Origin of the sequence: Puerhibacterium puerhi (genome assembly GCF_009846865.1) — a bacterium.
GTDB lineage: Bacteria > Actinomycetota > Actinomycetes > Actinomycetales > Cellulomonadaceae > Puerhibacterium > Puerhibacterium puerhi.
The window spans coordinates 131,505-154,696 of the sequence record NZ_WUWN01000004.1 but is presented as its reverse complement, the minus strand read 5'-3'; the positions used below and the strand labels follow the sequence as shown (position 1 = coordinate 154,696).

The window sequence follows — 23,192 nt, the reverse complement described above, 5'->3', positions numbered from 1 at the left end:
CCTGCGCTCCGCTCCAGGTCAGCGCGCTCCGCTCAGGGTCGCGCCGACCTTGCGCTCCGCTGCGGGCGAGTGCCTCGTACCTCGGCCCTCACCCTGCGCTCCGCTCCAGGTCAGCGCTCGACCTCGCCGCGGATGAAGGCCTCCAGCTGGGCGCGGCCCTGCTGGTCCTCCATCTGCACCGGCGGGGACTTCATGAAGTACGTCGACGCCGACAGGATCGGGCCGCCGATGCCGCGGTCCTTGGCGATCTTCGCGGCGCGGACGGCGTCGATGATGATGCCGGCCGAGTTGGGGGAGTCCCACACCTCGAGCTTGTACTCCAGGTTCAGCGGCACCTCGCCGAAGGCGCGGCCCTCGAGGCGCACGTAGGCCCACTTGCGGTCGTCCAGCCAGGCGACGTAGTCCGACGGGCCGATGTGGACGTTGCGGTCGTCCTTCTTGCCGGCGAGCGGGCCGGTGAGGTTGGACGTCACGGCCTGGGTCTTGGAGACCTTCTTCGACTCCAGGCGGTCGCGCTGCAGCATGTTCTTGAAGTCCATGTTGCCGCCGACGTTGAGCTGGTAGGTGCGGTCGAGGATGACGCCGCGGTCCTCGAACAGCTTGGCGAGCACGCGGTGCGTGATCGTCGCGCCCACCTGCGACTTGATGTCGTCGCCGACGATCGGCACGCCGGCGTCCTCGAACTTCTTCGCCCACTCCGGGTCGGAGGCGATGAAGACCGGCAGCGCGTTGACGAAGGCCACGCCCGCGTCGATGGCGCACTGCGCGTAGAACTTGTCGGCCTCCTCCGAACCCACCGGCAGGTAGGACACGAGCACGTCGACCTGGGCGTCCTTGAGCGCCTGGACGACGTCGACCGGCTCGGCCGGCGACTCCTCGATGGTGGCCTGGTAGTACGAGCCGAGGCCGTCCATGGTCGGGCCGCGCTGGACGGTCACGCCGGTCGGCGGGACGTCGGCGATCTTGATGGTGTTGTTCTCGGAGGCGTAGATCGCCTCGGCGAGGTCGAAACCGACCTTCTTCGCGTCGACGTCGAACGCCGCCACGAACTCGAGGTCCCGCACGTGGTAGTCGCCGAACTGCACGTGCATGAGACCCGGAACCGTGCTGGCCGGGTCGGCGTCACGGTAGTAGTGCACGCCCTGGACCAGGGACGATGCACAGTTGCCAACGCCGACGATGGCGACGCGGATGGAGGTCATCCTCGCTCCTTCTCGTTGTGGGGCCCGCGCCGGGCGGCGCGGTCCCTCTCGGTGGTGATGAGGCCGTCGAGCCAGCGCACCTCGCGCTCGACCTGCTCGAGCCCGTGGCGCTGCAGCTCGAGCGTGTACTCGTCGAGCCGCTCGAACGTGCGCGCCGCGGACTCGCGGACCGCCTCCAGCCGTTCGGTGAGCCGGGTGCGCCGGCCCTCCAGGATGCGCAGGCGGGTGTCGGCGTCGGTCTGCGCGAACAGCGCGAACCGGACGTCGAAGCTCTCGTCCTCCCAGGCCGCGGGGCCCGAGGAGGCGAGCACGGACTGGAGGTGCTCCTTGCCCTCGGCCGTGAGCTCGTACACGATGCGGCCCCGGCGCCCGGTCACCCGGCCAGGGGGCGCCGCGGCGTCGGACCCGGCGCGGCGCGCGGCGCGCGCCTTGCCGCCCCGTGCGGTCGGGCCGCCCGCCGCCGGCTCGGCGGCGGCGATGAGGCCGCGCGCCTGCAGCGACTTGAGCGCCGGGTACAGCGTGCCGTAGGAGAACGCCCGGAACCGGCCCAGCAGCAGGGACAGCCGCTTGCGCAGCTCGTAGCCGTGCAGCGGGGAGGAGCTGAGGACGCCCAGGACGGCGGTCTCCAGCAGGTCGGAACGACTGCGCACGGCGGTCCTCCTCCCGGCGTCCTCCGGCGCCCCGGGCGCCGGCTGTCGTGTCGATGTCGTGTCGACGTATCGAGTCGATACATCGCGATCACCAGAACTTAGCCCTGCGCACCCCGCCGCGCAATCAGCGACGCCCGGTTTGTGAAGGTTCCGGGGAGCGGCAGGGGCTCCTGGGGGGAGAGGCCGCGCGAATGCGCCCACGACGCGCGGCCCCGCAGGGCCTGCGGGAGAGGCATCCCCTAGTGTTCTTGACTGGCCCCGTGCGCCCGGGCCGCCGCGACGTGCCGGATCCCCGGCGGTCGCGAGCGCCGGCGCCTCGGGCGGACGACCCCCCAGGAGGAAGGCAGGACGTGGCGAGCACGCGGAAACCTGCGCGGCCGGCGCGGCAGCCGGCCCGACGACGCCGGTTCTGGAACTACCCGCGCCCGAACAAGGGCCCGGTGCGGCGCTGGCTGCCCTCGTGGCGGATCGTCCTCGGCGCGGTCCTCGCCGTCGTGGCCCTCGGCGTCGGCGCGTTCGCGATGGCCTGGGCCACGGTGCAGATCCCCCCGAACCTCGAGTCGGTGAACGACCAGGCCACCTCGGTGTACTGGGCGGACGGCTCCGAGATGGGCACGTTCGCGCTGCAGAAGCGCGTCATCGTCAACTACGAGGACCTGCCGGAGTACGTCGGCGACGCCGTCGTCGCGTCGGAGGACCAGACCTTCTGGACCAACATCGGCGTCGACCCCAAGGGCATCGTGCGCTCGGCGTGGAACAACCTCAAGGGCGGGTCGCGCCAGGGCGCCTCGACGCTGACGCAGCAGTACGTCGAGCGCTACTACACGGACACCACCACCTCCTACGTCGGCAAGGCGAAGGAGGCGATCATCGCGCTGAAGGTCGCCCGCTCCCAGCCCAAGGAGCAGGTGCTCGAGAACTACCTCAACACCATCTACTGGGGCCGCGGCGCCTACGGCGTCGAGGCGGCGTCCCAGGCGTACTTCGGCAAGTCCGCCAAGGACCTCAGCTACTCCGAGGCCGCCATGCTGGCGGGCATCATCCCGTCGCCCAGCAACTGGGACCCGGCGGTCAACCCCGAGCAGGCCCAGGCCCGCTGGCAGCGCTCGATCGACCGCATGGCCGCGTCCGGGTACATCACCGACGCCGAGAAGCAGCAGGCGCAGTTCCCGGAGGTCAAGCCCAAGCCGGCGGCCACCAACACCAAGGGCGGGCAGGTCGGCTACCTCCTCGAGGAGGTGAAGAAGGAGCTCGTCCGCACCGGGCAGTTCACCGAGGACCAGCTCTACACCGGCGGCTACAAGATCACGACGACGATCGACCCGAAGCTGCAGCAGGCGGCGGCGGACACCGCGGCGGGGCTGTGGCAGTACGACAGGCCCGCGAGCCCGGACCTGCGCGCGGCGATCGTCTCGATCGACCCGAAGACCGGCGAGATCCGCGCGCTGTACGGCGGGGCCGACTACGTCAAGCAGCAGTTCAACACCGCCACGCAGGACCACTTCCAGGCCGGCTCGACCTTCAAGCCGTTCACCCTCGTCGCCGCGCTGCGCGACGGGCACAAGCTCACCGAGCGGTTCAACGGCAACAGCGGCCTGCGCCTGCCCGGCTGGGAGAACACCGAGTACGGCCTGCGGAACTTCGGCGGCACGAACTACGGCCGGATCAACCTCGTCACGGCCACGGCGCACTCGGTGAACACCGTGTACGCCGCGCTCAACCTCGAGATCGGGCCGGAGAAGACGGTCGAGACGGCGGTGGACCTCGGCATCCCCAAGGACACGCAGGACCTGGACGCGGTCGCGTCGAACGTGCTCGGCACCGCCTCGGTGCGACCCGTGGACCTCGCCGCCGCGTACTCGACGATCGCCGCGCAGGGCCAGCGCACGACCCCGCACCTCGTCGCGTCGGTGACCACGCTCGACGACAAGCCGGTCTACGCCGGGCCGACGAAGCAGACCGAGGTCGTCGACCCCGACGTCATGGCCGCGGCCACGTACGCGATGACCAAGGTGGTCGAGGACGGCTCGGGCAAGGTCGCGCAGGAGGTGCGCGGACCGAACGGCGAGTGGCGCCCGATCGCCGGCAAGACCGGCACGTCGAACGACAACATGTCGGCCTGGTTCGCCGGGTTCACGCCCCAGCTGGCCACCGTCGTCGGCCTGCACCAGGTGCAGGACGTCGACGGCAAGGCGACCACGGTCACGATCGACCCGTTCGGTCCGTACAGCGAGATCACCGGTTCCTCGTGGCCGGTGCGGGCGTGGACCGACTACATGAAGGTGGCGCTCGACGGCGTGCCGGTGGAGGACTTCCCGCCCTACACGCCGCCCCGCGCGACGCCGACGGCGCGGCCGACGCCCACCGAGACGGCCTCGCCGTCGCCGAGCCCGACGCCGTCCGAGACGCCGGAGCAGGAGTTCGTGACCGTGCCCGGCAACCTCGTCGGCCAGCAGGTGGGCCCCGCCCAGCGTGCGCTGTCGAACCTCGGCCTGCAGGTGGCGATGCAGGAGCAGCCCTCCGACCAGCCGAAGGGCACGGTCGTCCAGGTCGGCTCGGCCGGGCAGCAGGTGCCCAAGGGGTCGACGATCGCGCTGATCGTCTCGTCCGGGCCCGCGCAGCCGGAGCCGACGCCGACGCCCACGCCCACGCCGTCCCCGACGCCCACCGAGACCGAGGAGCCCGGCGGCGGCCAGGGCACCGGTCAGGGCGGTGGCCAGGGCGGCGGCCAGGGCGGCGGCGAGGACGGCGGTGGCGGCGGCACGGACAACCGCGCCGAGGGCTGGCCCCTGGGCTGACGCCCCCTTCGGTCCGCGGGACCGTCGTGCCCCCGCCCGGGACGCCCGGGCGGGGGCGCTGCCGCACCTGCGGGGATCTCGGCGGCGACCCCAGCGGCGACCCCAGCGGCGACCCCAGCGGCGACCCCAGCGGCGATCTCGAGCGCGATTTCACGGGAGCCGCCGCGCGGCGGTATCCTGGTCAACTGTCTGTGCCCACGTCCCGTCCCGGGGCAGGGGCACGACGACGCGTTGAACCCTCCTGTCACGGACGGACCGTGACCGCACAGACCAGAGGAGGTGGGTTGACTCATGCGTCAGTACGAGCTGATGGTGATCCTGGACCCGGAGGTCGAGGAGCGCACCGTGGCCCCGTCGCTCGAGAAGTACCTCTCGGTGATCTCGAACGAGGGCGGCAGCGTCGACAAGGTGGACATCTGGGGCCGTCGCCGCATGGCGTACGACATCAAGAAGAAGTCCGAGGGCATCTACGCCGTCGTCGACTTCACGTCCTCCGTGGAGACCGCGAAGGAGCTCGACCGCCAGCTGGGCCTCAACGAGGCCGTGCTGCGGACCAAGATCCTGCGCGCGGACGCTCGCTGAGACCGAGCCGGACTCTCTCCCTTCCCCGCCACGCCGGGCCCTGTGGGCGCCGCGTGATGGGATTTCCCCCAAGCGTGTCCCGGACGAACGAAGGAGCTAGGCATGGCTGGTGAGACCGTCATCACGGTGGTCGGAAACCTGGTTGCGGACCCGGAGCTGCGGTTCACGCCCTCGGGCGCCGCGGTCGCCAACTTCCGCATCGCGTCCACGCCGCGCACCTTCGACCGCCAGACCAACGAGTGGAAGGACGGCGAGTCGCTGTTCCTGTCCTGCTCGGTCTGGCGGGAGGCCGCGGAGAACGTCGCCGAGTCGCTGACGAAGGGCATGCGCGTGATCGTGCAGGGCCGTCTGACGCAGCGCTCGTACGAGACCCGTGAGGGGGAGAAGCGCACCGTCGTCGAGCTGCAGGTCGACGAGGTGGGCCCGTCGCTGAGGAACGCCACGGCGAAGGTGACCCGCACGCAGCGCTCTGGCGGCGGCGGTGGCTTCGGTGGCGGCGGCGGTAGCTACGGCGGCGGCGGCCAGGGGGGCTTCGGCTCCTCCGGCGGCAGCGGCGGTGGCTACGGCGGCGGCCAGGGCGGAGGGTTCGGTTCCTCCGGTGGCGGTCAGCAGAACGACCCGTGGGCCACGGCCGGCCCCGCGTCGTCGGGCGGCGCGTTCAGCGACGAGCCCCCGTTCTGATCGACCGGCACCTCACCCCGGACCATCACGTCCCGCACGACGCCGGCCGCTCCCGCGGCCCGGCGTCCGGCCGGGACAGCACCTGAGAAGGAGCAACACCATGGCGAAGCCTGTGGTGCGCAAGCCCAAGAAGAAGGCGAACCCGCTCAAGACGGCCAAGATCGAGACCGTCGACTACAAGGACACCGCGCTGCTGCGCAAGTTCATCTCCGACCGCGGCAAGATCCGCGCGCGTCGCGTGACCGGCGTCTCCGTCCAGGAGCAGCGCCAGATCGCCCGTGCCGTGAAGAACGCCCGCGAGATGGCGCTGCTGCCGTACTCGTCCTCGGCCCGCTGACCGGAAAGGATCACAGACACCATGGCCAAGCTGATCCTGACCCACGAGGTCACCGGTCTCGGCGAGCCCGGCGACGTCGTCGAGGTGAAGGACGGGTACGCCCGTAACTACCTCCTGCCCCGCAACCTCGCGACCCCGTGGACCAAGGGCTACGAGTCGCAGGTCGCCGCCATCCGCAAGGCCCGCAAGGCCCGCGAGATCGCGACGCTGGACGAGGCGAAGGCCGCTGCTGAGCGGCTGTCGCAGACGAACGTCGTCGTCAAGGCGAAGTCGGGCGAGTCCGGCCGCCTGTTCGGCGCCGTGACGACCGGTGACATCGCCACCGCGGTGACCGAGGCCGGCGGCCCGTCCGTCGACAAGCGCAAGATCGAGATCGGCCAGCCGATCAAGTCGACCGGCGCGTACACCGTCTCGGTCCGCCTGCACCCCGAGGTGTCGGCGAAGATCGACGTCAAGGTCGTCGCCGCCTGAGCTGACGTCGGCACGCCCGACGTCGGTCGATGACCGGCTGATCGACACCGAGGGCCCCGGCTCCCCGCGAGGGAGCCGGGGCCCTCGTGCGTCCGGGCTGTGCGTCCGGGCCGTGCGGATCGACGGTGCGCCTCGAGGGTGCGCCTCAGTCCGCCGGCGCACCCCGGGAGGGCGACCGCGGCGCGCCCGCGCGGTCGTCGGCGGCCTGGTAGGCCGCCAGCAGCTCGTCCTCGCGCCAGCGCCGGGGGAACGCGACCGCGACGAGCACCGCCCCGAGGAGGACCGCGACCGCGCCGGCGGCGTACGCCCAGTCGTCCCCCTGCAGGAACGACTGCTTCGCCGCCTGGGTGATCTGGGCGGCGTACGCCGGGTACTGCTCGGCCGCCTGCTGCGCGCTCGAGAAGGACTTGGTGAGCGTCGACCGCACCGCGGCGGAGACGGTCCCGCCCTCGGCGCTGCTCGCGATCGTCGCGCCGAAGGCGCTGGCGTACCCGGCCGTGAGCAGCGCGCCGAAGACCGACTGCATGATCGCGCCGCCGAGGTCGCGCTGCAGGTCGGCGGTGCCGGACGCCATCCCGGCGCGGTCGACCGGGACGGCTCCGGTCAGGGAGTGCGACGCCGGCGTGCCGGCGAAGCCGACGCCGGTGCCGACGAGGACGTAGGCCACGGCGACCTGCCAGTAGCTGCTGCCCTCGCTCCAGAGGAAGAACATCCAGGCGAACGCTGCCAGCAGGAAGGCGTACCCGACCAGGAGCGTGAAGCGCGCGCCGCGGGCCTCCACCAGCCGCGCGGAGCGCGGCGCGACCAGGACCATGAGCACGATGGCCGGCAGGAACGCGGTCCCGGCCCCGAGGGTGCTGTAGCCGAGCACGTTCTGCAGGTACTGCTGGCTGACGAACATCGCGCCCATGAGGGACCCGAAGACGATGATGCCGGCGCAGGCGGCCACCCAGAAGATCCGGCGCCCCGCGACCGCCAGGTCGTACAGCGGGTTGGGCGCGCGGCGCTGCCGCAGCACGAACGCGACGACGGCGGCCAGGGCCACGACGGCGAGCCCCGCGACGAGCGCCCCCTGCCCGGGGACCGGGGCGAAGTCGATCGCCAGCACCAGGCTCGCGACGAGCACCACGGACAGCACCCCGCCGAGGTTGTCCACGGCGTCGGTGGACTCGTGGACGTGCGCGGGCAGGACGAACCAGGCCAGGGTCAGCGCGACGACGGCCAGCGGCAGGGTGAGGAGGAAGACCGACCCCCACCAGAAGCGCTCCAGGAGGAAGCCGGACGCCATCGGGCCGAGCGCGGCGATCGCGCCGCCGAGCGCCGACCACAGCGCGATGGCGCGCGTGCGCCCCGGGCCCGACCAGAGGGCGGTGACGAGCGCCAGCGTGGTCGGGTAGACCATGCCGGCCGCCACGCCCCCGAAGATCCGGGCGACCACCAGGACGACGTCGCTGGGCGCGTACGCGGCCAGCAGGCTCGCCGGGACCGACAGCAGGAGGCCGACGACCACCATCAGCTTGCGGCCGTGCCGGTCGCCCACCGCGCTGAGGTAGAGCACCGAGGCGGCGAGCCCCAGGGAGAAGCCGACGGCGACCAGGTTGAGGACCGTCTGGGACGAGTCGAAGGCCCGGCCGATCGTCGGGAGGGCGACGTTCGCCACCGACAGGTTCAGGTTCGCCACCGCCGCCACCACGATGAGGGCGAGCAGCACGAGCGCCGGGCGCGCCGGCGCGGTGCCGGTCCCGGCGGACGCCTCGGTCCGGGTGGGGCTGTCGGCCATGGCCACCTCCGGTCGGCTCAGCGGCGCTGGGGCCCACGAGCACGACACCGCGGCCCGTGGACGGCGCGCATCATCCGCAACGGGTGAGAGCGCGGCGCCGATCAGCCACCGGGGCGGCCGGTGAACCCGGCCGCCAGCAGCGAGGCGAAGCGCTCGTCGCCCTGGTCGACGCCGCTGCACGCGGCGGAGGCGGCGGACGTCGCGGCATCGTCGCCGCTGCAGGCGCGGTCGCGGTTGAGCGACCACATCGACATCCGGCCGAGGCCGCGCTCGCGCGCGTAGGCGTTGAGGGCGCGGGCGTCGGACAGGCCGAAGACGTCGCCGGCGACGTCGTTCTGGCCGATCATCGGCGTCGCGCCGACCTTGCGCCACAGCGCGGCGGGCCCGTGCCGAGGGTCGGCCTGGGCGTAGAGCGTGCCGAGCTGGCGGTGCAGCGACTCGAGCGCGCGGCGCGCGAGGTCGGACATCGCACCCTCGGCGCCGAAGTTCATCGTCATGGCGTTCACGCCCGCGAGGTCGACCCCCGCGGCGAGGAACGCCGCGACCGCGGCGGTGCCCTCCGGGGTGAGGCCGTCCGGCTCGACGGGCAGGGTGAGCCAGACGGCGAGGTCCTGGCCGGCCGCGCGCCGCGCCGACTGGAGCGCGGCGACCGCCTCGGCCCGGCGCGCCGTCGCTGCGGCGTCCCCGAGGGCGTCGCCCTCCAGGTCGAGGTCGACCGTCGTCAGCCCGTACCGCTCGACGACCGCCGCGTAGGCGTCCTCGAGCTCGCCCGCGCTGGCGCAGGCGTCGCCCAGCTCGGTGCCGGCCTGGCCGCCGAACGAGACGACCGCGTCGTGGCCCTGGGCGCGAAGGCGTGCGATGCGGCGGTCCAGGTCGAGCGACCCGGCCGCCTCGTCGAGCGTGGCTGCCGATCCCCAGCTCGGCTCGCAGCGGTCCGGGGCCGCCGCCACGACGAACGACAGCACGACGTCCTGGCCCGCCCCGTCGGACGCCGCCTCGAAGGCGTACGTCGGGGCCGCGGTGACGTCGACGTACCCGGCGAACCACGGGTCGCCCGGCGCCTCGGGCTGCCCGGCGTCGCGGGCCGAGAGGTACCAGGACGCGCCGACGCCGGCCACGACGGCGCACAGCAGGACGACCGCCCCGAGCCGGAGGCGGGCGGAGCGGCGACCGTCGGATCTCTCGGGCACGGACTGACCCCTCGCTGTCCGGGAAGCCCGCCCCGGGTCGGTGGACGGGAAGACCGCGTGAGGCCGACGATACGCGGGGGCCGACGGCGCCGCCGTCGGCCCAGCCGGGCGCACGGCCGCTCAGGCGCCGGTGACCATCCAGCGGTCGCCGCGGGCGCGCAGCCCGGTGGTCAGCGCGCGGGCCAGCATGAACACGCCCGCGAACGCCGCCCACAGCCACGCCAGGCCGGCCGGCCCGTCGGGCGCCCACGCCCGCACGGCCAGGGCGAACGGCGCGTACACGACGACGGTGACCACGCCGGCCCACGCGAGGTAGCGGCCGTCGCCGGCGCCGATGAGCACGCCGTCGAGCACGAACACGTACCCGGCCATCGGCATCAGCAGCCCCGTGACCACGAGGCCGACGGCGACGGCGACGCGCACGTCGGCGTCAGGCGTGAACAGCGGCGCGATCCACCAGCCGGCCGCGGCGAAGACGACGCCGACCACCGCGCCGGCCCCCACGCCCCACTGCAGCGAGCGGCGCAGCAGGGCGCGCACGCGGGCGGTGTCCGCCGCCCCGAGCGCGTGGCCGACCAGCGCCTGGCCCGCGATCGCCAGGGCGTCCAGGGCGAACGCGGCCAGCCCCCACAGGCTGTTGACCACCTGGTGGCCGGCGAGCGTCACGGCACCGAGCGAGGTGGCCACGTAGACGGTGAGCAGGATCGCCAGGCGCAGCGTCGCCGTGCGGACGAGCAGCGGGGCGCCGGCGCGGGCGTTGGACCAGATGCCGCCGGCGGCGGGGCGCAGCGACGTGCCGTGGCGGCGGGCGCCGCGCACCACGACGACCGTGAGCCACACGGCCATGCCGACCTGCGCGATCGCGGTGCCGAAGCCGGAGCCCGCGATGCCCATGCCGGCGCCGTAGACGAGGGCCACGCTGAGCACGGCGTTGGCCACCGCGCCGGTGGAGGCGACGACCAGCGGGGTGCGGGTGTCGCGCAGGCCGCGCAGCACACCGGTGGTGGCGAGCACGAGCAGCATGCCGGGCAGGCCCGGCAGCGACCAGCGCAGGTAGGTCACGGCGTGGGCGGCGACCTCGCCGTCGCCGCCCATGGCGCCGACCGCCCACGGCGCGACGGCGAACAGCACGGCGGCGAGCAGGACGCCGAGGCCCAGGGCGAGCCACATGCCGTCGACGCCGGACTGCAGCGCCTCGCGCGTGCGGCCGGCGCCGGTGAGCCGGGCGACCGACGCCGTGGTGGCGTAGGCGAGGAAGACGCACAGGCCCACGAGGGTCACGAGCAGCGTGGACGCCAGCGACAGGCCGGCGAGCTCGGCGGTGCCGAGGTGCCCGACGACCGCCGAGTCGACCAGCACGAACAGCGGCTCGGCCACGAGGGCGCCGAGCGCCGGCAGCGCGAGCGCGAGGATCTCCCGGTCGATGGATCGGGGCCCGCCCCGGTCGGTGCGGCGCAACTCACCCAACTTCTTTTCCTCCACAGGCTGAGGGCAACGTCGTCGCAGGTCAGAGACGACTTACACGGCTGTACACAGGAGATTTCCCCAGTTGTGCACAGCCTTGTCCACGGCACGTGCACAACCACGGACCACCCTTCCACAGGTATGTCCACACCTGTGTCCACAGGGCTCCTTGCCCCAGGTGGGGCGGCGCGCCTAGCGTCGGCGCGGGTGTCGGTGGCCCACGGTAGAACGAAGGCCAGAAGCCGGGGCCGAGGCGCGACGCACGCGCCGTCCATGGGGGAGCAGGGAGCGAGGAGCCGCATGTCGATCGAGGAGCTCGAGTCTTCCTACCGGGGGAGCTCGACCGCGTTCGACCGCACCCCGCCGCAGGACATCAACGCGGAGATGAGCGTGCTGGGCGGCATGCTGCTCAGCAAGGACGCCATCGCCGACGTCGTCGAGCAGATCCGCGGGACCGACTTCTACAAGCCGGCCCACGAGCAGATCTACGACGCGATCCTCGACCTGTACGGCCGCGGCGAGCCGGCCGACGCGATCACGGTGGCCGCCGAGCTGCAGAAGCGCGGCGAGCTGGGGCGCGTGGGCGGGGCCCCGTACCTGCACGACCTCATGGCGGGCGTGCCGACGGCGGCGAACGCCGGGTACTACGCGCGGATCGTGCGCGAGCGGGCGGTGCTGCGCCGCCTGGTCGAGGCTGGCACGCGCATCGTGCAGCTCGGCTACGCCTCCGAGGGCGGCGAGGTCGAGGACATCGTCAACAACGCCCAGGCGGAGATCTACGCCGTCACCGAGCGGCGCACCAGCGAGGACTACCTGCCGCTGTCCGAGATCATCGGCGGCACGATGGACGAGATCGAGGCGGCGGGCAACCGCGGCGAGGGCATGACGGGCGTGCCCACCGGGTTCTCCGACCTCGACCGGCTGACCAACGGCCTGCACCCCGGCCAGATGATCGTCATCGCCGCCCGACCGGCCATCGGCAAGTCGACGCTCGCGATCGACATGGCTCGGTCGGCGTCGATCAAGCACGGGATGACCTCGGTCGTCTTCTCGCTCGAGATGAGCCGCAACGAGATCACCATGCGTCTGCTGTCGGCCGAGGCGCGCGTGCACCTGCAGAAGCTGCGCAACGGCAACATGGGCGAGGACGACTGGCAGAAGCTCGCCAAGGTGATGGGCAAGGTGTCCGAGGCGCCGCTGTTCGTGGACGACTCGCCCAACATGTCGCTCACCGAGATCCGCGCCAAGGCGCGCCGCCTCAAGCAGCGGCACGACCTCAAGCTCGTGGTGATCGACTACCTGCAGCTCATGAGCTCGGGCAAGCGCGTCGAGTCCCGCCAGCAGGAGGTCTCGGAGTTCTCCCGCGCGCTCAAGCTGCTGGCCAAGGAGCTCGAGGTGCCGGTCATCGCGCTGTCGCAGCTGAACCGTGGTCCTGAGCAGCGCGGCGACAAGAAGCCGCAGATGTCGGACCTGCGTGAGTCCGGCTCGATCGAGCAGGACGCCGACATGGTGATCCTGCTGCACCGCGAGGACGCCTACGAGAAGGAGTCGCCGCGCGCCGGCGAGGCCGACCTCATCGTGGCCAAGCACCGCAACGGCCCCACCGACACGATCACGGTGGCGTTCCAGGGCCACTACTCGCGGTTCGTCGACATGCAGTCCTGACGCGCCTCACGCGTCCCGGCAGCGGGTGCCGTCCCGCCTCGACGTCCGCCGTGCCCGTAGGTTGTGCGGGTGCGGACGACGCTGTCTGGCTACGGAGGTGGAGCATGAGGTTCTTGGTGACGGGTGCGGCCGGCAAGCTCGGGCGAGCGGTGGTGGACGACCTGGTCGAGCACGGCCACGCGGTGCACGCGGTCGACCGCGCGCCGGTGCCGGCGCGCGACGGGGTGACCAGCACGGTGCTGGACCTGGCCGACTACGGCCAGGTGCTGGAGGCGGTCGCGGGCCAGACCGACGACCGCGGCGGCGCCTTCGACGGCGTCGTCCACCTCGGCGCGATCCCGGCGCCCGGCATGGCCCCCAACGCGGTGATCTTCCGGAACAACACGGCGGCGACGTACAACGTGTTCGCCGCCGCCCGGGCGGCGGGCGTGCGCAAGGTGGTCTGGGCGTCCAGCGAGACGCTGCTCGGCCTGCCGTTCGACGAGCTGCCGCCGTACCTCCCGGTCGACGAGGAGCAGCCGGTGCGGCCGCAGTCGAGCTACTCGCTGGGCAAGGCGGTGGACGAGGAGGTGGCGCGGCACTTCGCCCGGTGGGACCCGCAGGCCTCGCTGATCGGGCTGCGGTTCTCCAACGTCATGACCGACGAGGACTACGCCCGGTTCGACTCCTGGCAGGACGACCCGAGCCTGCGGGCGTGGAACCTGTGGGGGTACATCGACGCCCGCGACGGCGCCCAGGCGGTGCGGCTGGCGCTGCAGGCGGACCGGCGCGGGGCGGAGGTCTTCATCATCGCCGCGGCGGACACGGTGCTGCGCGCGGACAACGTGACGGTGCTCACCGGCCGCTACGCCGACATCCCGGTGCGTGGGGACGTGTCGGGGCGCGTCACGCTGCTCAGCATCGCCAAGGCCCGCCGCGAGCTGGGGTACGAGCCGCAGTACAGCTGGATCGACCGGGTGCAGCGCCCGATGCACGTGTAGCCGGCCGCCTCGGCCCGGGCCCCGCGTGGGCCCGGGCCGGGACGGGACGGTCAGAAGCCCTCGGGCGCCCGCGGGGTGTAGGGCGCCTCGAGCGCGTCCAGCTCCTCGCGGTCGAGCTCGAGGTCCAGGGAGGCGACGGCGTCGGTCAGGTGGTGCGGCTTGGTGACCCCCACGATCGGGGCGGTGACCGCCGTCTGCTGCCGCAGCCACGCCAGCGCGACCTGGGCCCGGGAGACCCCGCGCCGCACGGCGACGGCCGCGACCGCCGCCACGATCTGCCGGTTGGCCTCCTCCTCGTTCCGGTAGAGCGTCCTGCCGAACGCGTCGGTGTCGGACCGGGCGGTGGTCTGGTCCCAGTCGCGCGTGAGGCGGCCGCGGGCGAGGGGCGACCACGGCAGCACGCCGACCCGCTCGTCCAGGCACAGCGGGTGCATCTCGCGCTCCTCCTCGCGCTGCAGGAGGTTGTACTGGTCCTGCATGGACACGAAGGGGGTCCAGCCGTTCGCGCGGGCGACGTGCTGCGCCTTGCTGAACTGCCACGCCCACATGGACGAGGCCCCGATGTACCTGGCCTTGCCGGCCCGCACGACGTCGTGCAGGGCCTCCATCGTCTCCTCGATGGGGGTGTGCGGGTCCCACCGGTGGATCTGGTAGAGGTCGACGTGGTCGGTCCCGAGCCGGCGCAGGCTGTCGTCGATCGCCGACAGGATGTGCGCGCGCGACAGGCCGGCCTGGTTGGCGCCCGGCCCCATGCGCCCGTGGACCTTGGTGGCGATGACCACCTCGTCCCGGCGGGCGAAGTCCTTCAGGGCCCGGCCCACGAACTCCTCGCTGGTTCCGTCGGAGTAGACGTCGGCGGTGTCGAACGTGGTGATGCCGGCCTCGAGCGCGGCCTTGATCAGCGGCCGGCTGTCCTCCTCGGTGAGGCTCCACGGGTGGGCGCCGCGCTGCGGGTCCCCGTAGCTCATGCACCCCAGGACGATGCGCGAGACGCGCAGGCCGGACCGTCCGAGATTGATGTGTTCCATCGCGCACCTTCCGCAGGAGTGTCGTGGGGAGTGTCGTGGGAGTGTCGAGGCGATCCTCCACCCGCCGGGCGCCCGCGCGCGCCGACGTCCAGGACCGCCGTCGGCACAGGTCCGGCCCCGGCGGGTGGTCGCAGGGGGGAGGATCACCCGCCGGGGCCGGCCCTCCCACGTCACCGCAGCACGGGCCGGCCCCGCTCGCCCGGAACGGGTGATCTGCGGGTCGTCGGGCGCGCGGGGGACGGCAGCGCAAGTGCTTGCAAGGAGCTGCGCGATTCTTGCGACGAGCCACTACTGTGGAACCCATGTCGAGACGTCTCGCCGAGGTGGCGAAGAAGGTCGGGGTCAGCGAGGCCACCGTGAGCCGGGTGCTCAACGGCAAGCCGGGGGTCTCCGAGTCCACGCGCGCCGCCGTGCTCACCGCGCTCGACGTGCTGGGCTACGAGCGGCCCGTGAAGCTGCGCGGCGACCGCGGCCGGCTCGTCGGCCTGGTGCTGCCCGAGCTGGCCAACCCGATCTTCCCCGCGTTCGCCGAGGTGGTGGGCGGCGCCCTCGCGCAGCAGGGCTACACGCCCGTGCTGTGCACCCGCAGCGCCGGCGGCGTCTCGGAGGCGGAGTACGTCGAGCTGCTGCTGGGGCAGCAGGTCTCCGGCGTGATCTTCGCCGGCGGCTTCTACGCCGAGCGCGGCAAGGAGCACGGCCACTACCGGCTGCTGGCCGAGCGCGGGCTCCCGGTGGTGCTCGTCAACGCCGCGATCGAGGAGCTGACGTTCCCCCGCGTCTCCTGCGACGACCTCGTGGCGGTGCACCTGGCCCTGGGCCACCTCGTCGCGCTCGGGCACGCGCGCATCGGCTTCCTGCTCGGCCCCGGGGACCACGTGCCCTCCGAGCGCAAGCTCGACGCCGCGCGCGAGTGGTGCGCCCGCCACGGCGTCGCGCTGGACGAGGGCCTCGTGGTGCACTCCCAGTACTCGATCGAGAGCGGCCAGGCGAGCGCCAACCGGCTGCTCGACGCCGGGGCCACGGCGATCGTCTGCGCGAGCGACCCGCTCGCCCTCGGCGCGGTGCGCGCCGCCCGCCGGGCCGGGCTCAGCGTGCCGCGCGACGTCTCGGTCGTCGGGTTCGACGACTCGGCGCTCATGAACCTCACGGACCCGGCCCTCACCACGGTGCGCCAGCCGATCGAGGCGATGGGGCGGGCCGCCGTGGACATCCTGGCGGCGGCGGTGGCCGGCGAGGAGGTGCCCCACGACGAGCTGCTCTTCGAGCCGGAGCTGGTGGTCCGTGGCTCGACGACGACGGCCCCGACCGAGCCGAGGTAGAGATTCGATAACGGCGCTGTTTAATCCTTGCGCTGCGGCTGTCGGCTTCTTACGGTCGAGGTGTGACGGCAACGGAGCCAGGCGCCTGGTGGCGCCACGCGGCGATCTATCAGGTGTACCCCCGGTCGTTCGCCGACGGTGACGGCGACGGGACGGGCGACCTCGCGGGCGTCCGTGCCCGCCTGCCCTACCTGGCGGCGCTCGGCGTCGACGCGGTGTGGTTCACCCCGTGGTACGCCTCGCCCCTCGCGGACGGCGGCTACGACGTCGCCGACTACCGGGCCATCGACCCGCGGTTCGGCACGCTCGAGGACGCCGAGGCGCTCATCCGCGACGCGCTCGCCCTGGGGATCCGCACCATAGTCGACGTCGTCCCCAACCACGTGTCGGTCCAGCACCGGTGGTTCCAGGAGGCGCTCGCGGCGGGGCCCGGCTCGCCCGAGCGTGCGCGGTTCTGGTTCCGCCCGGGCAAGGGCCCGGGCGGGGACACGCCACCCACCCGCTGGGTGTCCGACTTCTCCGGCGGCACGTGGACGCGGACGACGAACCCCGACGGGACGCCGGGGGAGTGGTACCTGCACCTGTTCAGCCCCGAGCAGCCCGACCTCAACTGGGACCACCCGGACGTGCGCCGCGAGCACGAGGAGATCCTGCGCTTCTGGTTCGACCGCGGTGCCGCGGGCATCCGGATCGACTCCGCGGCCCTGCTGGTCAAGGACCCGGCGCTGCCCGAGGTGCCCGCCACGCCCGGGCCGGGCGAGCACCCGCACGTCGACCGCGACGAGCTGCACGACATCTACCGGTCCTGGCGCGCGATCGCCTCCTCCTACCCCGACGAGCGCATCCTCGTCGGCGAGGTGTGGCTGCCCGACGTCGAGCGCTTCACGCGGTTCCTGCGCCCCGACGAGATGCACACGGCCTTCAACTTCGACTTCATGGCCCGCCCGTGGGACGCCAAGGAGCTGCGCGAGTCGATCCGCACGACCCTCGAGGTGCACGCCCCCGTGGGCGCGACACCCACCTGGGTGCTGTCGAACCACGACGTGACCCGCCCGGTCACCCGCTACGGCCGCGCGGACTCGTCCTTCGCGTTCGCCCGCAAGCGGTTCGGCACGCCGACGGACCTCGCGCGCGGCACGCGCCGCGCGCGGGCCGCGGCCCTGCTGGTCGGGGCCCTGCCCGGGGCCATGTACGTCTACCAGGGCGACGAGCTCGGCCTGCCGGAGGTCGAGGACCTGCCCCGCGAGCTCATCGAGGACCCGATGCACTTCCGCTCCGGCGGCGTCGACCCGGGCCGCGACGGCTGCCGGGTGCCGCTGCCGTGGACCCGCACCGGCGTGAGCCTCGGGTTCGGGCCCGACGACGGCGCGGCGCCGTGGCTCCCGCAGCCGGCCGACTGGGGCGAGCGGTCGGTCGAGGCCCAGTCCGAGGACCCGGCCTCGATGCTCACCCTGTACCGCGAGCTGCTGCGCGTGCGGCGCGAGCAGGCCGCCCTCGCCGAGGGCGACCTGCAGTGGCTCGACCTGGGCGACGACGTCGTCGCCTTCCGCCGCGGGTCACGGCTCGCGTGCGTCGTCAACCTCGGCGGCGGCGCCGTCGCCGCCCCCGCGGGTGCGACCGCGCTCCTGGCGAGCGGACCCCTGACCCCGGACGGCGGCGTCCCCACGGACACCGCCGCGTGGTTCCGGCTCTGACCCCTTCCCACCACCTCGAGGAGTGACGATGAAGTCCGCACGCCGTGCCACGGCACTGACCGTGGCAGGGGCCCTGGCCCTCACGCTGACCGCCTGCACCTCGTCCGGCGACGACGGCGCCACCGACGCCGACGCCGACGGCAGGATCACCCTGCGCGTCGTGTCCCTGCTGCCGGGCTCGGAGCAGGCCGCGATCGACGCCTTCGACGCCCAGGTGGCGGAGTTCGAGGAGGCGAACCCCGACATCGACGTCGTGCCCGAGGAGTACGAGTGGAAGGCGACGACGTTCGCCGCCCAGCTCGCCGGCGGCACGCTGCCCGACGTCTTCGAGATCCCGTTCACCGACGCCAAGACGCTCATCGCGAACGGCCAGCTCGCCGACATGGACGCGCAGCTGCGGACGCTGCCGTACGCCGACAGGTTCAACCCCGCGATCCTCGACGCCGGCACCGGCGAGGACGGCAAGGTCTACGCGATCCCGGCCAAGAACGTCTACGGCGTGGGGCTGCACTACCGGCGCGACCTCTTCGAGAAGGCGGGCCTCGACCCCGACCAGCCGCCGACCACCTGGGACGAGGTCCGCGCGGCCGCCAAGAAGATCGCCGACGCCAACCCCGGCGTCGCCGGCTACATGCAGATGTCGCAGAACAACACCGGCGGCTGGCAGCTCACCGTGAACAGCTACGCGCGCGGCGGTCGCGTCCAGGAGGTCGACGGCGACGGCCGGGCGACCTCGACGCTCGACGACCCGGCGACCGTCGAGGCGCTGCAGTGGCTGCACGACATGCGGTGGGAGGACGACTCCCTGGGGTCGAACTACCTGCTGGACTGGGGCACCATCAACGAGGCCTTCGCGGCCGGGCAGGTCGCGATGTTCACCTCGGGCTCCGACGTGTACACGTCGATGGTGCAGACGAACGGCCTGGACCCCGAGGTCTACGGCCTCGCCGCGCTGCCGCTGGAGGGCGACGACGCCGGCGTGCTCACCGGCGGCACCCTGGCCGCCGTCCCCGCCGGGGCGAGCGAGGAGATCAAGGACGCCGCCATCAGGTGGATCGACTTCTTCTACACCGGCAAGCTCGTCGACGAGGACCGCGCCGTCGCCGACGCGAAGACCCTGACGGCGAACGACCAGCCCGTCGGCACGCCCGTGCTGCCCATGTTCGACCAGGCGCAGTACGAGCAGAACCAGGAGTGGATCAAGGACTACATCAACGTCCCGCTGGACCAGATGACGTCCTACACCGACTCGATGTTCGACCTGCCGCTCGTCGGCGAGCCGTCGGTCAAGACCCAGGAGGTCTACGCGCTGCTGGACCCGGTGGTCCAGGCGGTGCTCACGGACGAGGGCGCCGACATCCCGGCGCTGCTCGAGACGGCGAACACGCAGGCGCAGGCCCTGCTCGACCAGGAGTGACGCGCGGCGGCCGGGCGCCCGACGGTGCCCGGCCGCCGGCCGTCGCGCACGTGAAGGGGCTCGCATGACCACCGTCTCCACCCGACCCGCACCGCCGGCCGCCCGCGCCGCGGTCGTCCGCCGTCGTGCCCGCCGCACCCCCGCGACCTGGTGGCGCGGCGGCGGCGCGCACACCCTGGTGTTCCTCCTGCCGGTCCTCGTGATCTTCGGGCTGTTCTCCTGGTGGCCGATCGTCCGGTCGCTGGTGATGAGCTTCCAGAAGACCAACCTCGTCACCCCCGCGCAGTGGGTCGGGCTCGCCAACTTCGAGTACGTGCTCCACGACCCGCTGCTCGCCGTGGCGGTGAAGAACACCCTGTGGTTCGCGCTCCTGGCGCTGGTCATCGGGTACCCGGTGCCGCTGCTGGCCGCCGTGCTCATGAGCGAGGTCCGCCGGCTCAAGGGGCTGTACTCGGCGCTGGCCTACCTGCCCGTCGTCGTGCCCCCGGTGGTCGCGGTGCTGCTGTGGAAGGTGTTCTACGACGCGAGCCCGACAGGCGTGTTCAACACCGTCCTCGGCTGGGTGGGCCTCGGCCCGTTCCCGTGGCTGCAGGACCAGTCGACGGCGATGCCGTCCCTCGTGCTCGCGGCCACCTGGGCGGGAGCCGGCGGGACCGTGATCATCTACCTGGCGGCGCTGCTGTCGGTGCCGCCCGAGCTGTACGACGCCGCCGAGGTCGACGGCGCCGGCATCTGGCGCAAGGTCTGGCACGTCACCCTGCCGCAGCTGCGCGGCGTCCTGTTCATCACGCTGATCCTGCAGGTCATCGGCACCGCCCAGGTGTTCCTCGAGCCGTACCTGTTCACCGGCGGCGGCCCCGCCAACTCGACGGTGACCGTGCTGCTGCTCATCTACCGCTACGCCTTCGAGAACTCGCTCGGCGGCAACTACGGCGCCGCCACCGCGCTGTCGCTGATGCTCGCCGTCGTCCTCGCGCTGTTCTCCGCCCTCTACTTCCGTCTCACCCGCTCCTGGAGCGCCTGATGGCCGAGCGCCTCGCACCCCCGACCCGCCGGCGCCGCCCCGCCGCCGCGCCCGACCGCGGCGCGGTGTCCGCGGCGGACTGGCGCCGCCCCGGAGTCCGGATCACCCTGTCCGTCACGCACGTGCTCCTGCTCGTGGTCCTCGTCGTCGCCGGCCTCGGCCCGATGCTGCTGCTCGCCAAGTTCGCGGTGACGCCGACGCAGGACATCCTGAGCAGCCCCATGGCGGTGTTCCCGAACGGCGTGCGCTGGGAGAACCTCGGCCAGGCCTGGAACGAGGTCCAGGTCAGCCGGTACTTCCTCAACACCGTGTGGCTGGCGCTCGGGTCGTGGGCGTCGCAGATGGTGGTCGCCACGAGCGGCGGGTACGTGCTGTCCGTGCTGCGGCCCCGCTACGGCAAGGTCGTCGAGGGGATGGTCCTGGCGACCATGTTCATCCCCGCCGTCGTGCTGCTGGTGCCGCTCTACCTGACGATCCTGGACCCGCCGCTGCTGGGCCGGTCGCTGATCAACAGCTTCTGGTCGGTGTGGCTGCCCGCGGGGGCGAGCGCGTTCAACGTGCTGCTGGTGCGGCGCTTCTTCGACAACCTGCCCCGGGAGGTCTTCGAGGCCGCCCGCGTCGACGGCGCCGGGCCGTACCGGCTGTTCTGGTCGGTGGTGCTGCCGATGTCCAAGCCGATCCTCGGCGTGGTGTCGGTGTTCGCGGTCATCGCGAGCTGGAAGGACTTCCTCTGGCCGCTGCTGGTGCTCAAGGACCCGGCGATCCAGCCCCTGTCGGTGCGCCTGCCGGCGATCGCCGGCTCCACCGACCTGGGCGTGTTCCTCGCGGCGCTCGCGATCGCGACGCTCATCCCGCTGGCGCTCTTCCTGCTGTTCCAGCGCACCTTCCTGTCCAGCGCCGGGCTCGGCGGGGCGGTCAAGGGCTGAGGCCGCCCGCTGCGGGGGTTGCCGCCCGGGGCCGGGCCGCCCAGGCTCGACGGGATGAGGATGACGCGCATCGTCTCGGACGCCGTCCGCGCCGTCGGCTACGACCCGGCCCGCCGGGTGCTGCGCGTGCAGTTCCACAGCGGCGACAGCTACGACTACTTCGACGTCGACCCCGACCTGTACGCCCGGATGCTCCAGCCCCACCCGTGGCGGGAGGTCGGCCAGCAGGTGCTGCACCACCGCTTCCGGCAGCACTACGACTGACGGTCACCCGCCGTCCACCCCCCGGTCACCGGCGCCCGGTAGGCATGCCCCGACCGCGGTCGGCGCGGTCCACGACCCGAGGGGTGACGGATGGGGTTCCTGGTCGCGGGGCACCGCGGGGCCATGGCGCACGCGCCGGAGAACACGATGCGCTCGTTCCGCCTGGCCGCCGACGTCGGCGCGGACGAGATCGAGCTCGACGTGCACCTGTCGCGCGACGGGGAGCTCGTGGTCATCCACGACGAGACGCTCGAGCGCACCACGGACGGCCGCGGCGCCGTCGCCGACCACGACTGGGCCGACCTCGCCGCCCTCGACGCCGGGCGGGGCGAGCGCATCCCGCGCCTGGCCGAGGTGCTCGACGCGCTGCCCGCGATGAGCTTCCAGGTCGAGGTGAAGGCGCCCGCCGCCACCACGGGCGTGCTGGCGGCGCTCGCGGAGCGGCGCGGCCGGCCGGGCGCCGTCGTCGTGACCAGCTTCCGGCCCGAGGCGCTCGTGCCCGCGCTGCTGCCGGGGCGGTGGTGGCACGTCGGCCTCATCTGCGCCCGCGGCGACGCCGAGGCCGTCGCGACGGCGTCGCGCCTCGGCGTCGACCGGCTCTACCTGCCGTGGGACCTGGCGGGCACGCCCGCCGCGGCGGCGTTCGCCGCCGCGGGCGGGCTGGCGTTCGTCGGGCCGTGCGACGACGCGGAGGCAGTGCGCCGCGCGATCGACGCCGGCTTCCGCGGCACGACGGCGGACGACCCGGCCGCGACGCTCGCGGTCCGCGACGCGGTGCTGGCCGCCGGCTGAGCCGGCGCGGTCGCCGGTCAGGCTCGAGCGTCTGCGGTGTGAGCGGCTGCTTCCTCCGACGCGGTGAACGCCTCCATCACCTGCAGGACCGGGCGGCGCGTGGCGGCAACCCACGAGCCCAGGAGGGACTCGATGTTGGCTCCGTGCTCGAGGGCGCCGGGCGCCTCCGCGGTGAGGCACTCGAGGACCGCCCGGCGCAGCTCCGTGTTGACGTTGATCTTGCCCACCCCCGCAGCGACGCAGCGACGCACCGTCTCGGTGGGCAGGCCCGACGCACCGTGCAGCACCAGCGGGACGTCGACGGCCGCTGCGATCGCGGAGAGCCGCGCATGGTCGAGGACAGGCTCTCCCAGGTACCTGCCGTGCACGTTGCCGATCGACACGGCCAGGAGGTCGACCTCGGTGTCACGGACGAACTGGGCTGCCTCACCGGGGTCGGTGAGCTCGCCGGCGCCCGACGCGATGAGGGCGGCGACGTCCTCGTTGCCCTCGATGCGGCCGAGCTCGGCCTCGAGGACGACGTGCCTCCCGCTCAGCCGCTCGCGTGCCCGCCGGAGCAGGGCCACGTTCCCCGTATAACCCGCCTTGGACCCGTCCACCAGGACCGCGTCGGCACCGGCGTCCACGGTTCGCACGATCAGGTCGAGGTCGGCGGCGTGGTCGAGCTGCACCGACACCGGGACCGCAGCATCGTCGGCGAGCGCCCGCAGGGCCCGCACGAGGTGCGGCCCGTAGGGCTTCGCGGCGGTCGAGGGGGAGACGAGCAGCACGACGCCCTCGCCCAGCTCGGTGGCCACGTCGACGACGCCGGTCGCCGTCGTCAGGTCGTAGCAGGTGAAGGCGGCCGCTGCGCGCCCGCGGTCGAGGGCGGATCGGACGATGGCGCTGAGGTTCGCGCGCATGATGCTCCTTCGCGATGGTGGTGGCC

At 73.1% G+C, this 23,192-nt stretch carries 21 protein-coding genes; 14 read left to right on the top strand and 7 right to left on the bottom strand.

Going from position 1 to position 23,192, the window contains the following annotated elements; translation table 11 throughout:
* Positions 1-110 precede the first annotated feature (110 nt).
* The gene (locus GSF02_RS04395) at positions 111-1,202 is read right to left on the bottom strand and encodes an inositol-3-phosphate synthase (RefSeq protein WP_159793110.1); all 1,092 of its coding nucleotides are present in this window, start codon (positions 1,200-1,202) and stop codon (positions 111-113) included.
* The gene (locus tag GSF02_RS04390; protein WP_159793108.1) at positions 1,199-1,852 is read right to left on the bottom strand and encodes a PadR family transcriptional regulator; all 654 of its coding nucleotides are present in this window, start codon (positions 1,850-1,852) and stop codon (positions 1,199-1,201) included. Before GSF02_RS04390 ends, GSF02_RS04395 begins: the two co-directional genes overlap by 4 nt.
* Before the next feature lie 350 nt (positions 1,853-2,202).
* Here GSF02_RS04390 and GSF02_RS04385 point away from each other — a divergent pair, with 350 nt between their 5' ends.
* The 5 genes from GSF02_RS04385 to rplI all read left to right on the top strand — a co-directional run bounded on the left by GSF02_RS04385 (position 2,203) and on the right by rplI (position 6,721).
* Positions 2,203-4,650, top strand: a complete 2,448-nt coding sequence (locus tag GSF02_RS04385) for a penicillin-binding protein (protein ID WP_159793106.1) — start codon at positions 2,203-2,205, stop codon at positions 4,648-4,650.
* Positions 4,651-4,941: 291 nt separating this feature from the next.
* Positions 4,942-5,232: a 30S ribosomal protein S6 gene (gene rpsF, locus GSF02_RS04380; RefSeq protein ID WP_159793104.1), complete on the top strand. Its 291-nt coding sequence runs from the start codon at positions 4,942-4,944 to the stop codon at positions 5,230-5,232.
* Between the two features lie 102 nt (positions 5,233-5,334).
* Positions 5,335-5,913: a single-stranded DNA-binding protein gene (locus GSF02_RS04375; RefSeq protein ID WP_159793102.1), complete on the top strand. Its 579-nt coding sequence runs from the start codon at positions 5,335-5,337 to the stop codon at positions 5,911-5,913.
* A gap of 100 nt (positions 5,914-6,013) precedes the next feature.
* Positions 6,014-6,250 carry a 30S ribosomal protein S18 gene (gene rpsR / locus GSF02_RS04370; RefSeq protein ID WP_013840065.1) on the top strand — a complete coding sequence of 79 codons (237 nt, stop codon included), beginning with the start codon at positions 6,014-6,016 and terminating at the stop codon, positions 6,248-6,250.
* A gap of 21 nt (positions 6,251-6,271) precedes the next feature.
* Positions 6,272-6,721: a 50S ribosomal protein L9 gene (rplI, locus tag GSF02_RS04365; RefSeq protein ID WP_159793100.1), complete on the top strand. Its 450-nt coding sequence runs from the start codon at positions 6,272-6,274 to the stop codon at positions 6,719-6,721.
* Between the two features lie 145 nt (positions 6,722-6,866).
* Here rplI and GSF02_RS04360 read toward each other — a convergent pair whose 3' ends face one another.
* The 3 genes from GSF02_RS04360 to GSF02_RS04350 form a co-directional block, all read right to left on the bottom strand.
* Entirely contained in the window at positions 6,867-8,501 is a 1,635-nt protein-coding gene (locus GSF02_RS04360; protein ID WP_159793098.1) for an MFS transporter, read from the bottom strand.
* Positions 8,502-8,602: 101 nt separating this feature from the next.
* Positions 8,603-9,691, bottom strand: coding sequence for a chitinase (locus GSF02_RS04355; RefSeq protein ID WP_159793096.1), 1,089 nt, complete (start codon positions 9,689-9,691; stop codon positions 8,603-8,605).
* A gap of 120 nt (positions 9,692-9,811) precedes the next feature.
* Positions 9,812-11,158 (bottom strand): MATE family efflux transporter, encoded by a 1,347-nt coding sequence (locus GSF02_RS04350; protein ID WP_159793094.1) that lies wholly within the window; start codon positions 11,156-11,158, stop codon positions 9,812-9,814.
* Between the two features lie 297 nt (positions 11,159-11,455).
* On the opposite strand from GSF02_RS04350, the gene dnaB reads away from it, so the two are divergent.
* Both dnaB and GSF02_RS04340 read left to right on the top strand, forming a co-directional pair.
* Positions 11,456-12,820: a replicative DNA helicase gene (dnaB, locus tag GSF02_RS04345; protein ID WP_159793092.1), complete on the top strand. Its 1,365-nt coding sequence runs from the start codon at positions 11,456-11,458 to the stop codon at positions 12,818-12,820.
* Between the two features lie 104 nt (positions 12,821-12,924).
* On the top strand, positions 12,925-13,800 hold the full coding sequence (locus GSF02_RS04340; protein ID WP_159793090.1) for an NAD-dependent epimerase/dehydratase family protein: 876 nt from the start codon (positions 12,925-12,927) through the stop codon (positions 13,798-13,800).
* Positions 13,801-13,850: 50 nt separating this feature from the next.
* On the opposite strand, the gene GSF02_RS04335 is transcribed toward GSF02_RS04340, so the two are convergent.
* The gene (locus GSF02_RS04335) at positions 13,851-14,828 is read right to left on the bottom strand and encodes an aldo/keto reductase (protein ID WP_159793088.1); all 978 of its coding nucleotides are present in this window, start codon (positions 14,826-14,828) and stop codon (positions 13,851-13,853) included.
* A 302-nt stretch (positions 14,829-15,130) separates the two neighbouring features.
* Here GSF02_RS04335 and GSF02_RS04330 point away from each other — a divergent pair, with 302 nt between their 5' ends.
* The 7 genes from GSF02_RS04330 (at position 15,131) to GSF02_RS18525 (ending at position 22,264) form a co-directional block, all read left to right on the top strand.
* Positions 15,131-16,147: a LacI family DNA-binding transcriptional regulator gene (locus GSF02_RS04330; protein WP_159793086.1), complete on the top strand. Its 1,017-nt coding sequence runs from the start codon at positions 15,131-15,133 to the stop codon at positions 16,145-16,147.
* 62 nt (positions 16,148-16,209) lie between these two features.
* On the top strand, positions 16,210-17,841 hold the full coding sequence (locus GSF02_RS04325) for a glycoside hydrolase family 13 protein (RefSeq protein ID WP_235915351.1): 1,632 nt from the start codon (positions 16,210-16,212) through the stop codon (positions 17,839-17,841).
* A gap of 28 nt (positions 17,842-17,869) precedes the next feature.
* Positions 17,870-19,258, top strand: coding sequence for an ABC transporter substrate-binding protein (locus GSF02_RS04320; protein WP_159793084.1), 1,389 nt, complete (start codon positions 17,870-17,872; stop codon positions 19,256-19,258).
* Positions 19,259-19,322: 64 nt separating this feature from the next.
* The gene (locus tag GSF02_RS04315) at positions 19,323-20,282 is read left to right on the top strand and encodes a carbohydrate ABC transporter permease (protein ID WP_159793081.1); all 960 of its coding nucleotides are present in this window, start codon (positions 19,323-19,325) and stop codon (positions 20,280-20,282) included.
* Entirely contained in the window at positions 20,282-21,208 is a 927-nt protein-coding gene (locus GSF02_RS04310) for a carbohydrate ABC transporter permease (RefSeq protein WP_159793079.1), read from the top strand. Before GSF02_RS04315 ends, GSF02_RS04310 begins: the two co-directional genes overlap by 1 nt.
* Before the next feature lie 54 nt (positions 21,209-21,262).
* The gene (locus GSF02_RS04305) at positions 21,263-21,472 is read left to right on the top strand and encodes a KTSC domain-containing protein (RefSeq protein WP_159793077.1); all 210 of its coding nucleotides are present in this window, start codon (positions 21,263-21,265) and stop codon (positions 21,470-21,472) included.
* Positions 21,473-21,562: 90 nt separating this feature from the next.
* Complete coding sequence (locus tag GSF02_RS18525; RefSeq protein ID WP_201308783.1) at positions 21,563-22,264, top strand: glycerophosphodiester phosphodiesterase; 702 nt, start codon at positions 21,563-21,565, stop codon at positions 22,262-22,264.
* A gap of 17 nt (positions 22,265-22,281) precedes the next feature.
* Here GSF02_RS18525 and GSF02_RS04295 read toward each other — a convergent pair whose 3' ends face one another.
* Entirely contained in the window at positions 22,282-23,166 is an 885-nt protein-coding gene (locus GSF02_RS04295; RefSeq protein WP_159793075.1) for a class II fructose-bisphosphate aldolase, read from the bottom strand.
* Positions 23,167-23,192: the final 26 nt, after the last annotated feature.

Bases quoted from the DNA above. Each gene is read 5' to 3' on its own strand.
- GSF02_RS04395 (WP_159793110.1), bottom strand. From the start codon at position 1,202: ATGACCTCCATCCGCGTCGCCATCGTCGGCGTTGGCAACTGTGCATCG.
- rpsF (WP_159793104.1), top strand. From the start codon at position 4,942: ATGCGTCAGTACGAGCTGATGGTGATCCTGGACCCGGAGGTCGAGGAG.
- GSF02_RS04375 (WP_159793102.1), top strand. From the start codon at position 5,335: ATGGCTGGTGAGACCGTCATCACGGTGGTCGGAAACCTGGTTGCGGAC.
- rpsR (WP_013840065.1), top strand. From the start codon at position 6,014: ATGGCGAAGCCTGTGGTGCGCAAGCCCAAGAAGAAGGCGAACCCGCTC.
- rplI (WP_159793100.1), top strand. From the start codon at position 6,272: ATGGCCAAGCTGATCCTGACCCACGAGGTCACCGGTCTCGGCGAGCCC.
- GSF02_RS04360 (WP_159793098.1), bottom strand. From the start codon at position 8,501: ATGGCCGACAGCCCCACCCGGACCGAGGCGTCCGCCGGGACCGGCACC.
- dnaB (WP_159793092.1), top strand. From the start codon at position 11,456: ATGTCGATCGAGGAGCTCGAGTCTTCCTACCGGGGGAGCTCGACCGCG.
- GSF02_RS04340 (WP_159793090.1), top strand. From the start codon at position 12,925: ATGAGGTTCTTGGTGACGGGTGCGGCCGGCAAGCTCGGGCGAGCGGTG.
- GSF02_RS04335 (WP_159793088.1), bottom strand. From the start codon at position 14,828: ATGGAACACATCAATCTCGGACGGTCCGGCCTGCGCGTCTCGCGCATC.
- GSF02_RS04330 (WP_159793086.1), top strand. From the start codon at position 15,131: ATGTCGAGACGTCTCGCCGAGGTGGCGAAGAAGGTCGGGGTCAGCGAG.
- GSF02_RS04320 (WP_159793084.1), top strand. From the start codon at position 17,870: ATGAAGTCCGCACGCCGTGCCACGGCACTGACCGTGGCAGGGGCCCTG.
- GSF02_RS04315 (WP_159793081.1), top strand. From the start codon at position 19,323: ATGACCACCGTCTCCACCCGACCCGCACCGCCGGCCGCCCGCGCCGCG.
- GSF02_RS04310 (WP_159793079.1), top strand. From the start codon at position 20,282: ATGGCCGAGCGCCTCGCACCCCCGACCCGCCGGCGCCGCCCCGCCGCC.
- GSF02_RS04305 (WP_159793077.1), top strand. From the start codon at position 21,263: ATGAGGATGACGCGCATCGTCTCGGACGCCGTCCGCGCCGTCGGCTAC.
- GSF02_RS18525 (WP_201308783.1), top strand. From the start codon at position 21,563: ATGGGGTTCCTGGTCGCGGGGCACCGCGGGGCCATGGCGCACGCGCCG.
- GSF02_RS04295 (WP_159793075.1), bottom strand. From the start codon at position 23,166: ATGCGCGCGAACCTCAGCGCCATCGTCCGATCCGCCCTCGACCGCGGG.